Here is a 13,964-nt window from a genome sequence, read left to right on the forward strand (position 1 = left end):
TTGCGCGCACTGATAGATTGTTCCCAGTCGCGTGAGAACTTGTTTTGAAACAGTATTTTGATGGGACACATCGCATTCGCTCGCCCAAGCAGACGGTTGAGCTTTTGCGTGACCTGTTTCCGGTTTTTGGCATCACGCGAATAGCGGATGTCACGGGGCTTGATCGTGTTGGGCTACCGACAACCGTCGTATGCAGGCCAAACTCGCGATCAATGGCAGTTTCTCAGGGGAAGGGCGTGACATATGACGCTGCGGTCGCTTCTGCCGTGATGGAGTCCATCGAGATTTTCCACGCAGAACGTATTGTGGCTCCGGTCATACTCGCGAGCCTTGAAGATATCAGATACACACACAACGTTTTGCCAGTTGATCAATTGCCGCTGAGCAATGAGATGGAATTTGATCCTTTCGCGCCGAACCTCTGGATCGAAATGCAACTATTGACGGTGTCCGGAGATGTGTGGGTTCCCTACGAATTGGTTCATACAAACTACACACGCCCTCTGCCACCCGGGAGCGGGTTTTTCCTGTCGAGTTCGAATGGTCTGGCCTCGGGGAACTCACTTTCCGAAGCAAAGATACACGGCTTGTGCGAGGTGATCGAACGGGACGCTGTTGCGCTATGGTCGCGGTTGCCGTGGCAAGAGCGTGATGCACGTCGAATTGATCAACGGACTATCGAAGATCACGGTTTGTGCCAGACCCTAAGCAAATTCAAGGACGCAGACATAAACTTGGCGATCTGGGACGTGACGACGGAAATCGGCGTGCCCGCCTACTTGGTATGGGCATGTGAAAACGGAAACGTGCCGGTACTTCTCTCGCGCCCATCTGTCGGAGCAGGGTGTCACCCGTGTCGGCAGATCGCGCTCTCACGCGCCCTGACAGAAGCTGCGCAGGAGAGGCTGACATTGATCACAGGTGCGCGCGATGATCTGCACTCAGACTACTACTCTGAGATGAAGTTCCAAGAAACGATTGCCCGACCTGGATGCCGGAGTTTTGCCTCCAGGCAGTCGCATGAAAGCAAATCTCCCGAGGGAGATCTTGTTTGGCTCAAATCGCGATTGACCGCAGCTGGACTGGACGGTGCCTGCTGCATCGACATTACAGCCGACTATGTCTCCGATCACATCGCAGTTGTTCGGGTGCTCGTCCCCGGGTTGGAGGGGCCGCATGACGACCCGCGCTATACGCCGGGTTTGCGTGCGCAAAACGCGTCAGAGTTAATGCAATGACGGTTTTTGTTTTCTGCGGCCCCACCATTCACGAATGTGAAGCCAAGCAGATTTTGGCGGCTGAGTATCTGCCGCCGGCAGCTCAGGGGGATGTATTGAATGCGGTCGCGCGAAAGCCACACGCCATCGGAATAATTGACGGCTATTTTCAATTCACACCCTCCGTGCTGCACAAGGAAATACTCTGGGCGCTTGACCAGGGCATACACGTGTTCGGCAGCTCCAGCATGGGCGCCTTAAGGGCAGCGGAACTGCATAGTTTTGGCATGAAAGGGATCGGCCGCATCTTTGAGGAATACCGCGACGGTCTATTGACGCGTGACGACGAGGTTGCCTTGAATCACGGACCTGCCGAACTGAAATACCCGTCGTTGTCAGAGCCCCTTGTAAACATCAGGGCAACACTTGAGGTTGCTTCGGAATGCAAAGTCATTTCCCAAGAAACTGCCGATAAGCTCCTGAATCTGATGGATCAAGAGTATTTCTCTAATCGCTCGTACAGACACATGCTACACCTCGGCCAACAGAACAGTGTGCAACCCGATGAATTGCTTCGGCTTGAACGATGGCTTGAGGGCAACACGGTAAATCAGAAAAAAATAGATGCGATCGAAATGCTTAAGTCCATGGACGCATTTTTACGCGAAACACCTGGTCCGTTCACTGCGCGCTTTCGCCTTGAGCGCACGTCAGTCTTTGATCAGCTCACATCATGATCGCCCGCCTCAAACCATCGCAACTCTACGCCAATGGTCCAGCTTACTTTGCGCTTGGCGTGTTTTTTATGTCTGCGATGGATGCGGTCGCCAAGGTACTTTCCGAGACGTATTCCGGGCTTCAGATCATCTTGTTCGAAAGCACCTTTGGCCTTTTGTTTTTCTTTGTATTTATTGCGCCTCGAAACTGGGGATCATTGGCCTCACCAAGATGGCCACTATTGATGGCCAGAGGGGTGCTGACCTTAGGCACAATGTACTTTTTCATTTCCGGTCTTCAAAACTTGCCGCTTGCCGAAGTGACTATGATCTTCATGGTCGCGCCTATCTTTTCGATGGTCTTGTCTTCACTTGTGTTTCGGGAACATCCTGGACTTCCACAACTACTTGCACTCGTTTCAGGCGCTATGGGCGCTTTACTTTTAATACGCCCGCCGGGCCTAGGTCTTAACGTGGCTGCCTTTTTTCCATTGGCGGCGGCGTTGTGTAGCGCACTCGGCTTAATCACGGCGCGTGCCCTTTCAAGACGGGATACACCGGAAGCAATCGCTGGATATGAGTATCTCATGGTCTTTGCCGCAGCCGCTGTTTTGGTTCCCTATGGGAGCTACGTTCCAAGTTCTTCCGACATCTGGCTCGTTGGCTTGCTGGGTGTTTGTGGCGCTTTGTGTGTGTATTTCAGAACGTCAGCATGTTCCTTCTCACCAATTAGTACGCTGGCCTCGATTGAGTATTCCGGAATGCTCTGGGCAGTATTCTTCGGATATTTGATCTGGAATACCTTGCCCGATTTGTGGGGCTGGATAGGCGCTGGTCTCATCACAGTTGGCGGTCTTTTAGCCAACAAAACCAAAGAGGACGCATCTCTTGTCTAAAGATGCGACTATTGGCGAAAACAGCCTCTTCTCACATGGACCAGGACGGATATGTACTAGCCTGCCTGACCTTATCCCATGGTGACAAGCGACTGGTAGGTCAGGCTTGCGACTTGCCCGTATAGAAATTGGTCAATTCTTCCGCCAGCGATTTGTAGAGTTGATGTACGTCTTCAATTCCCGGAACTTCAAGCTGATCGATCCTTTCCAAAAATGGGCAGTTCACAACGCTGATTGCCTGCCCTTCTTGGTCCAGCACAGGGTAGGCGAGGTTCGTCACACCAACAGCTGTGGCTGACGGCATTCGCTCGTAGCCCAATTCGCGTATGCGGGCGACATGTTCCCTGAATTCAACGACATCCAATTCCGGCTCACCTTGCGCAAGCCTGTGATTGTCTAGAAGGTCTTCAAGGGCGGCGTCACTGCGAAACGCTGCAAGAACACGGCCGGTGCCGGTATTCCCAAGGCCAATCACGGTTCCGACGCGCAACGCCAAACCCCAGTTCCCGGGTGAGGCGATCGAAGCGACAACAACTATGTCTCCATTGCTCTCCATACCCATATGGCAGGATTGCCAGGCCTTTCGCGCTACGGCCCGCATTTTGGGTGTCGCCATCTCAAGCAACCGCTCGACCGGAGGATACCTTTGCGAAATCGCAAACATTTTCAGGCTGAGCGAATAGAGATCATCGTCAGAGGACCGGATCACATAACCGCGTCGCACCAGTGTGGACAGCATGCGGTAGATTTCGCTTTGGGACCGGTCCAGAGCGCGTGCAATGTCACCTTGCGCCAGCCCGTCGGCATGCAGCGATAGCAACTCGATGATGTCCAAACCCTTCTCTAGGGCAGGGGCACGATATTTCTCTGAAGTTGCCGACACGTATTCCTCCCAATTCGCGCTTGCGGGCGAATGCGTGGGCAAAGTGCCTTGAATGCGCGGTGGATGTCAATGTTGATTTATTGGTAAATAAAAGTTTTAAATACAAAGTAAAGCGATGCGGGAGAGTCGCTAAAACGAGATCAGGGAGAAGCAAGTGAGGAAATCGTCCCATACAATCAATGGATTGCTTGCAAGCTGCGTCATTCTGATCGCGGGTGCAGTGCACGCCGAATCGGACTGGAGGTCTTACCCCGAGGCTGTTTTTAGACCCAAGCTGATTGGTGGACAGAAAAACGAAGGTTTGTATGTCGACATAGGCGGTTTTGTTTCGGACGACTCTATTTCCAAATTCGCACCAAACAACACTAATGCACCTCCCAAGAACGGCGAGCTTCTGCTGCTGCAGTGCGCGCAGTTTGACGTTTCGGAACTGGGCTATCTCAAGTCGAACTCCGAAGGCGCGAAACAGGCTGCAATGAATAAAGCGCAATGCAACAAGGCTCTGTCCGTCTCCGAAACCTGGCCACAGGTGAAGGATCAGGCGATCTTCTACGGCACAAATGATGCAAACACGCAGGAAGCCCTCGTTTACCAGCCCCACGAGGTGGCTGTGGCCGAAAGCGATAAGTGCATTGTGAGCTTGAACACCGACTGGCGAGCATTGCCGTTGTTGATTGGCCTTGATGAGGCGCAAGCATCTCTGACAGGCACCTCTTCGAAGATGAGGGTCGATTTGGGTCAGGACGTGATCGAGGGAAGTCTCTCACCTAACCTGCAGTGGCAGGGCAGCGGCGTGTTCTCCAACGATCCAAAATCGTCCAAGGCTGCTGGCAATGTCGGCGTGACGAGCCAGCCGTTGGGGTCGGTCACGCGCGCTTGCTGGTCGGGCCACAACGGTTTCTTGGACACTAACGGCTGCGAAAACAGTGACACCGTTGATACGTTTGCGAATTTCCAAACGAGCAAAATCAAACCGCTAGCTGTAAGCGCGGGAGGTTCGGGAACATTATCTCATGGCTGAATTTGACGCATCAAACCAAGGCGTAGAACGCCACCACCTGCGTGGGTTTCCTGATGGCTCCACACCTGCCACTGATTTGTGCCGCAGCGAAAACAAACAATGGGCACCCATGACCAAAGTTTATCATACGGATTGAGGACGACATGACCAAACCACAGGGCCGTTTGGCCGGAAAGAAAGCACTGATTACTGCTGCAGGGCAGGGCATTGGCCGCGCCAGCATCGAGAAATATGTGGCCGAAGGCGCGCAGGTGATTGCCTGCGATATCAATGATGCAACGCTTGCGGAATTGGCTGCGATCGAGGGTGTGACGGCTCTGAAGCTGGACGTCACCGATGCGGATGCCGTGGCTGGGGTCGTCGCAACCGTCGGAGCGTTGGACGTTTTGTTCAACTGCGCAGGGTTCGTTGGGGCTGGGTCCATTCTGGATTGCGACGACGACCAGTGGGATTTCAGCTTTGATCTGAACGTCAAGGCGATGTACAGGCTGGCTAAGCTGGTTCTGCCCGGCATGTTGGAAAATGGCGGTGGTTCGATCATCAACATGTCTTCGGTCGCATCGTCGATCAAAGGCGTGCCGAACCGCTTTTCGTACTGCGCGTCCAAAGCGGCCGTGATTGGCCTGACGAAATCGATCGCCGCTGACTTCATCACGCAGGGCATCCGCTGCAACGCGATCTGCCCTGGCACCGTAGATAGCCCCAGCCTACACGACCGCCTGCGCGCCACCGGCGACTATGAGCAAGCGATGAAAGACTTCATCGCGCGCCAGCCCATGGGCCGTATCGGTCACGCAGACGAGGTTGCCGCCTTGGCCGTCTATCTGGGCAGCGATGAGACCGCATTCACCACCGGACAGACCTTCGCCATCGATGGCGGCTGGACCGTTTGATCAGGGAGATTTGAGATGAAACTGCTGCGTTACGGTCCGGTCGGACAAGAAAAACCCGGCCTTATGGATGAAAATGGCGTGATCCGCGTTTTGTCGGGTGTCATTGACGATATAGCGGGCGACGCGTTGTCGGATGCCGGGCTTGATGCCTTGCGCGCGTTGGATGTGGATGCTCTGCCCGAGGTCGAAGGTACCCCGCGCATTGGAGCCTGTGTCGGGCATGTGGGCAAGTTCATTTGCATCGGCCTGAACTATGCCGACCACGCTGCTGAATCTGGCATGGCACTGCCCGAAGAACCGGTGATCTTCTTCAAGGCGACCTCGGCGATCATGGGACCTGATGACACTGTGGAAATCCCCCGCAACTCAGTCAAAACCGATTGGGAGGTCGAACTGGGTGTGGTGATCGGCAAGCATACAAAATACGTAACCGTCGAGGACGCGCTGGACCATGTCGCGGGCTATTGCGTGGTCAACGATCTGTCGGAACGCGACTTCCAGCTGCGCCGCTCGGGCCAGTGGGTAAAGGGCAAGTCCGCCGACACGTTTGGCCCCATCGGCCCATGGCTGGTGACGCGTGATGAGGTGTCGGACCCGCAGAACCTGCCGATGTATCTTGAGGTGAATGGGCACCGGTATCAGGACGGCTCGACAAAAACGATGCATTTTGACGTAGCAACCGTGATCTCGCACTTGTCGCAATTCATGTCACTGCAACCCGGCGATGTGATCTCAACCGGAACGCCTCCGGGCGTGGGTATGGGGCAGGACCCGCAGACCTATCTGAAACCCGGCGACCGGATGGAGTTGGGGATCGAAGGTTTGGGCGTTCAGCGCCAAACCGTTGAGGCGAGCAAATGACCCAGATAACCGGCATTCGGACCGAGGACCTGAGGTTCCCGACCTCGGACAATCTGGATGGCTCAGATGCGATGAACCCTGATCCCGACTACTCCGCCGCCTATGTGGTGCTGGAAACTGACGGCGCGCATGAGGGTCACGGACTGACCTTCACCATTGGCCGCGGCAATGAGATCTGTGTAGCCGCGATCGAAGCCCTCGGTGCGTTGGTAAAAGGGCTGGAACTGGACTGGATCATCGAAGATATGGGCCTGTTCTGGCGTCATATCACCGGTGACAGCCAGCTGCGCTGGATTGGTCCCGACAAGGGGGCGATCCACCTAGCGACTGGTGCGGTCGTGAACGCGGCTTGGGATCTATGGGCCAAAGAGGCGGGCAAACCCGTCTGGCAATTGGTCAGCGAGATGAGCCCCGAAGAAATCGTGCGCTTGATCGACTTCCGCTACCTGACCGATGCGATTACTCCGGATGAGGCGTTAGCGATGCTCCGCGCCGCTGAACCGGGCAAAGCGGAGCGTATCGCTAAACTGAAGGACGAGGGCTATCCCTGCTACACGACCTCGGCGGGCTGGCTGGGCTATCCCGACGACAAGCTGCGCCGCCTTTGCCATGAGGCCAAGGAGGCGGGCTTTACTCATACCAAGTTCAAAGTTGGCCGCGATCTGGATGACGACATTCGCCGCCTGACCATCGCACGTGAAGTACTGGGCGAAGACATGAACATCATGATCGACGCCAATCAGGTGTGGGAGGTCGATCAGGCGATCCACTGGGTCAAGGCCCTGTCCTTTGCACGCCCCTTCTTCATTGAAGAACCCACAAGCCCCGACGATGTATATGGCCACAAGGCGATCCGAGAAGGCGTCGCACCGGTCAAAGTAGCGACCGGCGAGATGTGCCAGAACCGGATCATTTTCAAGCAGTTCATCAAGGAAGGCGCGATCGACATCGTTCAGATCGACAGCTGCCGGATGGGTGGGCTGAACGAGGTGCTCGCTGTCATGCTGATGGCGGCGAAATACGAACTGCCGGTTTGGCCCCATGCCGGGGGCGTGGGCCTGTGCGAATATGTCCAGCATATGTCGATGATCGACTACATCGCGATCTCGGGCGAGAAGGACAGCAAGCGGATCGAGTATGTCGATCACCTGCATGAGCACTTTGTCGACCCCTGCGTGGTGAAGAACGGGGCCTATTTCGCGCCGACGCAGCCCGGGTTCTCGATCGAGATGAAGCCCGACAGCATCAGAGAATTCCGGTTCCTGCCTCCATTGGCAGCGGAATAAACCCCTATGGCTTGCCTCTAATAGCAACATTAATCGGGCTGCGCTTTACCCGACCTGAAGGAGATACAAAACGTTCAACTTTGGGAAAACGGCCTTTGGGGCCGCCAGTATTGTTGCGCTCGGCGAAACCGCAGCTCTGTCGCAGCGCCGGTTTACTGCAAGAAACTTTGACCCGCCATGCGCTATACATGACATCATCCAAGTATTGGCTCAAATTTTCGAACCATACCATGACGGATGGCCAGCTGATTCGTCATGCGGTTAGGAATATATGTATATCTGCGAACTGACTGAGACTCCTCGACAGGTTTGGCTAAGTGACATCTAACGTGTTTTTCGCGCACGACTTTTGCGAAATTGGGGCAAGCCGCAGTTGCCCCCACGTTGCATTGCTTGATCGGAAAAACGGCAGCCTCTCATGCGGCCACGAACATTTCCTTGTACTGGTCACGTAGGATGTTCTTTTGAACCTTTCCCATGGTGTTGCGGGGAAGCTCATCTATCAGGATCAACTTGCGGGGGTGCTTGAACCGCGCGAGGCTGTTGCATACCGCAGCCTGCATCTGTTCAAGGTTGGGGGTCTCTCCCGGTTCCGCGACAATCACACCAAGAACCGTTTCTCCGAAGTCTGGGTGGGGTACGCCAACGACGGCGCTTTCCAGCACGCCGGGTTGGTCATCGAGCACCAGTTCAATCTCCTTGGGGTAGATATTATAGCCACCTGAGATGATCAGGTCTTTGTTTCGGCCTACGATCTGGACATAGCCCTCTTCATCGATCCGGCCCAGATCGCCGGTGATGAAAAAGCCGTTCTCCCGTAGCTCGGCCGCGGTTTTTTCCGGCATTTGCCAATAGCCTTTGAATACGTTTGGTCCGCGCACCTCGATCTCTCCGATCTCGCCATTGGGCAGGGCGTTGCCGTCAGAGTCGCAGATTATCAGCTCAACCCCGGGCAGTGGCACGCCAACGGTGCCTGCGCGACGCTCCCCTTCATATGGGTTTGACGTATTCATATTGGTTTCGGTCATGCCATAGCGTTCGAGTATGCGGTGACCGGTACGCTGTTCGAACTGCACATGCGTTTCCGCCAGCAAAGGCGCGGAACCGGAAACAAACAGGCGCATGTGTTCGGTCAGTTCCTTTGTGAACCGATCGTCATCCAACAGGCGGGTATAGAAAGTGGGCACGCCCATCATCGTCGTGGCCTGAGGCATCTGACGGATAATCTCGTCCATATCGAACTTGGGCATAAAAATAATGCTGCTGCCCGCAGCCAGTGACACATTGGTTGCCACAAACAGTCCGTGAGTGTGAAAGATCGGCAGCGCGTGCAGCAGCACATCGTCGGATGTGAAACGCCATTCTTCGACGAGCGTTTCAGCATTCGACAACAAGTTGTTCTGGGTCAGCATCGCGCCTTTGGACCGGCCCGTGGTGCCGGATGTATAGAGGAATGCCGCCAAATCCTCGCCGTCCCGATCGACTGTGTCGAAACTGATAGGCATAGCCGATGCCTTTTCCATCAGGCTACCGCTGCCATCCGCGTTCAGGGTCTCTACGCGCGCGCTCAGTTGCGCGCCAATGGGGGCAAGTTTCTCTTCACTTTTGGCGTCACAGACAATCAGCGAGGCACCGCTGTTTTCAATAAAGTAGGTCAGCTCATCAACGGTATAGGCGGTATTCAAGGGTAAAAACACCAGGCCGGCCTGCGCGCAGGCGGCATAGAGGGCCAGCGCTTCTGCTGATTTCTCGATCTGCGCCGCAACCCGGTCGCCGGGCTTTAGGCCTAGCTGTGTGGTCAGGTGGGCGATCTGCGCTGCGGTGCTTAAAAAGTCCTGATGCGTTATCACCGAACCGTCGAGCAGATGCAAAAAAGGTGTGTCTTTGCCGGCGTGAGCGCCGAACAAACCGTCATAGAGAGGATTGGCCATAGGGATTACCTTTCCTGTGTCGATGTGAGAGAGGCGGACGCGGCAAGCGATTTGACCTCAGTCGAGGCGTTCACCTCGCGGGTATTCGCAAATTGCTCGTGGTTCTGCGCCACGCGGCTAAGGTCATAGAGATAGTTGACCATGGTGCCGCCGGACTGTGCCCGCCCCTTGTCCGAAGTATCGGCATCGGCATGAACCGCGTGAATCAGCGCACCGTTGCCAAGATGGAACCGCGCCACCGGGTCGAACGGCATGTTGCCCCAGCCCTTGGCGTTCAGCAGGTAATGCGCCGCCAGCCCCTTCATCTGATCGGGCTTTTCGATGTCCCATTCAATTTTTTCCTGCGTCAGCCACTGGCTCAGGCCCGGAATGGGCGACAGGGTGACAAAGGTCTTCAGCCCCGACAATTCCGCCGCCAGATCCGAGGCCACCTGCTTGATCAGCGAGTTGCCGAACGAGATGCTGGCCAACCCGGCCTGACAATTCGAGATCGAGTAGAACACAGCCGTATCCGCCTGATCCTGCGGCAGCGGATCGCGGTCTTCGGCAAGCAACGCCTGAACCGAGCCCGGGATACCTTGGTTCAGAGCCACTTCGACAAAGATCAGCGGCTCATCAGGCATCGAGGGGTGAAAGAAAGCGAAACAGCGCCGGTCGGTTGGCTCGAGCCTGCGGCGCAGGTCATCCCAGCTGTCGATGGCGTGGACTGCCTCATAAGCAATGATCTTTTCCAAAATATGCGCCGGGCTTTCCCAGTTGATCGGGCGCAGCACCAGAAAGCCACGGTTGAACCAGCTGGCGAATAGATGCCGGAAGTCCAGGTCAAGCGCCTGCAGTTCCGGTTCCTTGCCGCCCAGCCGCAGCAGATCGGCGCGCATCTGTACCAGTGCGCCGGTGGCACCGGGCACGCGGTTCAACCGGCGGATCAATTCCTGTCGGGCCGGTTCCACCGCAGCCGCAAAGCTGCGATAGGTGGCTTTCGAGGGGTCGCGTTCGTATTCATCCAGCGACGACCGCACCGCCTCGGGGTCGATATTCATGGCCGAGGCGATATAGCGGAAGAACTCCAGCTTTTCCTCGTCGCCCAGAGTGTCGAACCGGGTTAGGATTTCCTCGGCCAGCGCCAGCCCCGAAGTCTCGCCCGCTGACCCGACCAGCGCATCGGCCAGTTCGGTCAGCGGGCGGCCGTCGAGGGCCGCCGCGCCCGAGCGGCGATAGCGCCGCTCGAACACAGTGGACAGAAGATCCGCCAATAGGGTCATACCGTCGTTCCCATCACCAGGTCTGGCAGCCAGGTGGCCAGACCGGGGAACAGGCAGAGCAGGACAATTGCGATCACCATGCAGGCCACGAAGGGGAGAGAGCCTGTCAGGATGGTCTTCAGCGAGATGTCGGGCGCGATGCCGTTGATCACATAGAGGTTCAAGCCGACGGGGGGTGAGATCAGACCAATCTCCATGTTGATAGTCAGTACAACCGCAAACCAGATCGGATCAAAGCCAGCGGTAGTGATAATAGGCAACAGGATCGGTGCCGCCATCAGGATTACAGCGACGGGGGGCAGGAAGAACCCGGCGATCAGAAGGAACACGTTGACCGCACCCATCAGAACCCAGCGGTTCACATCCAGCGTACCGATCCATTCAGCAATCGCCTGTGTAATGAACAGCGAGCTGAGCATGTACGAGAATACACCGGCAGCGGCGATGATGAACAGGATCATCACACTTTCCTTGGTGCTGTCGCGCAGCACGACCCAGATGTCCTTGGGGTTCCACAGCTTGTAGATGATCATTGCGATCAGCAGGCAGAGCAGGGCACCAACGGCAGCCGTTTCCGATGGCGTGGCGATACCGCCATACATGGCGTACAGCACACCCAGAATGATGCCGAGGAAGGGTAGAACCCGCGGCAGGATCTCGAAACGTTCACGCCAAGTGTAGCTGCCAGACCCCAGACGGGTGGCGTCACCGGATTTCCAAGTAGAATAAAGTGACCAGGCCATGAACAGACCGACCAGCATCAGGCCAGGGATGACGCCAGCCAGGAACAGGCGACCAATCGAAGTCTCGGTGGCGATGCCGTAGACGATCATGGTGACCGAGGGCGGGATCAAGATGCCAAGCGTACCACCTGCAGCGATGGAACCTGCGGCAACGCCGTCGGGATAGCCGCGCTTGCGCATCTCGGGGATGCCCATCTTGCCGATGGCGGCACATGTGGCAGGTGAAGATCCGGACATGGCTGCGAACAAAGCGCAGGCACCAAGGTTTGATACGACCAACCCTCCGGGTACACGGGTCAGCCAGCGTTCCAAGGCTTCGTACAAGTCGGCTCCGGCCCTCGTCGACGCGATGGACGCCCCCATGATGATGAACATCGGGATCGACAGAAGTGCAAAGTTATCCAGCTTTCCGAACAGAATCTCGGGCATCAGTTCCAGCGAGCGCGGACCGTCGAAGACAATCAGAAACCCGGCTGAAACGATCAACAAACCGATGGCGACCGATACGCCCGAAAACAGAACAAGGATGGTGGCGATGGCGACAATGGCGCCGAGCAGGAGGGGGTCCATCGGCTTTACTCCAGACCAAAGGGTTTATCGATGCCAAGCAGGACGGCGACGAGGTCAGCGATTAGCTGAAGCAGCAGCAGTCCAAAGCCGACCGGGATAGACAGGTAGGGAATCCACAGCCGCACACCCCATACGGTGTCAGATTTCCAACCTCGCTCCCATGCGAAGTGCCAATACTCGTAGCCGTAGAACAGCATGACCGAGACGATGGCGATGGACAGAACTGAAGTCAGGATCGCCATAAAATAGCGGGGGCGCGGGGCCAGCGAGATCGGGATCAGGTCGACATTCACATGCCCACGCAGGCGTTGCACATAAGGCAGACCAACAAGCGTGGCAGCGATGACAAGATAGATGACCGCTTCGGTCTGCCAGATTGTCGAGCCATTCAGGACAAAACGCACGACGATCATTTGGCAGGTGATGGCGACGGCAGAAACGATCATGGCTGCGGAACACCATCCGGCCAAAGTTGAAAGCGCAGCGACAAGACGAAGGAAAGGATTGTTCCCGGTATGGGAAGCAACGGCAGAGCTATGGCCGGCCATTTGCGTCTCCTGATGATTGAGATGCAATTAAGTCTGAAGATCAGAACTGAGATCAGTGCCGGGCGGCAGCGGAGCCGCCCGGGCAAGAAAGGGTCACTCGACCGCCAGAGCCTTGTCCAGCAGCTCCTGCCCGTCCGGCACTTCTTCCACGAAAGCCTTATAGGATGTTTCCTGCGCCAAGGCGCGCCATGCTTCGAAGTCTTCCGCGCTCATTTCGGCGATCTCGACGCCCGCTTCGGCGAAGACTTTGGCTGAGTTTGCGTCCTGCTTCTTGGCTTCTTCAAGATAGTAGGTCTGTGCCTTTTCAGACGCGGCCAGCAATGCAGCTTGCTGATCTTCATTAAGCCCGTCGAAGGTGGATTTGTTCATCAGCAGTGGCTGATACATGAACCACAGCGCGACGTCGCCCGCTGGCGTATAGCAGCTGACCTGTTCGTAGATGCGATAGCTGACGAAGGAAGATGATGAAGTATTGGCCGCCTGCAGAACACCGGTTTGCATGGCATTGTAGATTTCCGATGACGCCATCGAGGCGATCGAAGCATCGGCCCCGGCCAGCATTTGCTCAAAGGATTTACCTGCTGCGCGGGTCTGCAAGCCGGCGATGTCTTCGGGCTTGGTGATGCACTTGTCCTTTCCGGCAAAGCCACCGGCCAGATAGCCATGGACCAGAACCATCACGTCATCCTCGGCCATCTTCTCTTCCAACGCTTCCATGAAGGGAGAGTCGGAGAGACGCGCTGCGTGATCGTGGTTTTTCACCAGACCGGGCATTAAAGTCAGGTTATAGGCGGGCTGCTGACCACCGGCATAGCTGAGCGGCAGAACGGTCATGTCCAGCTGACCTCGGCTGAGCGGCTTGTACTGCTCGCGCGGTTTGAACAGCGATTTTGAGCCGAAAATCTTAATCTCCAGATCAACATCGGCGGCGGCAACCTCATCGGCCACGATCTGGGCGACCTGGTGACGGATGTCCTTGTTGGACCACTGGTGCGACAGGCGCAGCTCTTTTGCGGATACAAGCGTGCCAGCAGATACAAGCGCTGCTATAGCAACGGCTGTCTTAAAAATGGTTTTCATTATTTCCTCCCTGGTTCGACCCGGCGTACCGGGGTCAGGGTATGCTTAAGCCGGTTC

At 56.2% G+C, this 13,964-nt stretch carries 13 protein-coding genes; 7 read left to right on the plus strand and 6 right to left on the minus strand.

Going from position 1 to position 13,964, the window contains the following annotated elements:
- Window positions 1-44 precede the first annotated feature (44 nt).
- Genes ACRZ95_RS18965 through ACRZ95_RS18975 form a run of 3 tightly spaced genes read left to right on the plus strand, consistent with a single transcriptional unit; the run spans window position 45 to window position 2,829 of the window.
- On the plus strand, window positions 45-1,238 hold the full coding sequence (locus tag ACRZ95_RS18965) for a YcaO-like family protein (protein WP_170681083.1): 1,194 nt from the start codon (window positions 45-47) through the stop codon (window positions 1,236-1,238).
- Window positions 1,235-1,954, plus strand: coding sequence for a TfuA-like protein (locus ACRZ95_RS18970; RefSeq protein WP_170681085.1), 720 nt, complete (start codon window positions 1,235-1,237; stop codon window positions 1,952-1,954). Before ACRZ95_RS18965 ends, ACRZ95_RS18970 begins: the two co-directional genes overlap by 4 nt.
- Entirely contained in the window at window positions 1,951-2,829 is an 879-nt protein-coding gene (locus ACRZ95_RS18975) for a DMT family transporter (protein ID WP_170681086.1), read from the plus strand. The genes ACRZ95_RS18970 and ACRZ95_RS18975 overlap by 4 nt, the downstream gene beginning before the upstream one ends.
- 100 nt (window positions 2,830-2,929) lie before the next feature.
- Here the strand turns inward: ACRZ95_RS18975 and ACRZ95_RS18980 are convergent, their stop codons facing one another.
- The gene (locus ACRZ95_RS18980) at window positions 2,930-3,712 is read right to left on the minus strand and encodes an IclR family transcriptional regulator (protein WP_170681088.1); all 783 of its coding nucleotides are present in this window, start codon (window positions 3,710-3,712) and stop codon (window positions 2,930-2,932) included.
- Between the two features lie 154 nt (window positions 3,713-3,866).
- Between ACRZ95_RS18980 and ACRZ95_RS18985 the strand changes: the two genes are divergently transcribed.
- The 4 genes from ACRZ95_RS18985 (at window position 3,867) to ACRZ95_RS19000 (ending at window position 7,773) form a co-directional block, all read left to right on the plus strand.
- Window positions 3,867-4,733 (plus strand): hypothetical protein, encoded by an 867-nt coding sequence (locus ACRZ95_RS18985; RefSeq protein WP_170681090.1) that lies wholly within the window; start codon window positions 3,867-3,869, stop codon window positions 4,731-4,733.
- Window positions 4,734-4,876: 143 nt separating this feature from the next.
- Complete coding sequence (locus ACRZ95_RS18990; protein ID WP_170668160.1) at window positions 4,877-5,626, plus strand: SDR family oxidoreductase; 750 nt, start codon at window positions 4,877-4,879, stop codon at window positions 5,624-5,626.
- A 15-nt stretch (window positions 5,627-5,641) separates the two neighbouring features.
- Window positions 5,642-6,487, plus strand: a complete 846-nt coding sequence (locus ACRZ95_RS18995) for a fumarylacetoacetate hydrolase family protein (protein ID WP_170681092.1) — start codon at window positions 5,642-5,644, stop codon at window positions 6,485-6,487.
- Entirely contained in the window at window positions 6,484-7,773 is a 1,290-nt protein-coding gene (locus tag ACRZ95_RS19000) for an L-fuconate dehydratase (protein ID WP_170681094.1), read from the plus strand. Before ACRZ95_RS18995 ends, ACRZ95_RS19000 begins: the two co-directional genes overlap by 4 nt.
- Window positions 7,774-8,189: 416 nt before the next feature.
- On the opposite strand, the gene ACRZ95_RS19005 is transcribed toward ACRZ95_RS19000, so the two are convergent.
- The 5 genes from ACRZ95_RS19005 to dctP all read right to left on the minus strand — a co-directional run bounded on the left by ACRZ95_RS19005 (window position 8,190) and on the right by dctP (window position 13,907).
- The gene (locus ACRZ95_RS19005; RefSeq protein WP_170681096.1) at window positions 8,190-9,704 is read right to left on the minus strand and encodes a malonate--CoA ligase; all 1,515 of its coding nucleotides are present in this window, start codon (window positions 9,702-9,704) and stop codon (window positions 8,190-8,192) included.
- Window positions 9,705-9,709: 5 nt separating this feature from the next.
- Window positions 9,710-10,966, minus strand: a complete 1,257-nt coding sequence (locus tag ACRZ95_RS19010; protein ID WP_170681098.1) for a malonyl-CoA decarboxylase domain-containing protein — start codon at window positions 10,964-10,966, stop codon at window positions 9,710-9,712.
- On the minus strand, window positions 10,963-12,279 hold the full coding sequence (locus tag ACRZ95_RS19015) for a TRAP transporter large permease (RefSeq protein WP_170681100.1): 1,317 nt from the start codon (window positions 12,277-12,279) through the stop codon (window positions 10,963-10,965). Before ACRZ95_RS19015 ends, ACRZ95_RS19010 begins: the two co-directional genes overlap by 4 nt.
- A 5-nt stretch (window positions 12,280-12,284) precedes the next feature.
- On the minus strand, window positions 12,285-12,827 hold the full coding sequence (locus ACRZ95_RS19020; protein ID WP_170549798.1) for a TRAP transporter small permease: 543 nt from the start codon (window positions 12,825-12,827) through the stop codon (window positions 12,285-12,287).
- Window positions 12,828-12,920: 93 nt separating this feature from the next.
- Window positions 12,921-13,907 carry a TRAP transporter substrate-binding protein DctP gene (gene dctP, locus ACRZ95_RS19025; protein WP_170681102.1) on the minus strand — a complete coding sequence of 329 codons (987 nt, stop codon included), beginning with the start codon at window positions 13,905-13,907 and terminating at the stop codon, window positions 12,921-12,923.
- Window positions 13,908-13,964: the final 57 nt, after the last annotated feature.

The sequence above is a fragment of the Ruegeria sp. AI3 genome (genome assembly GCF_056541245.1).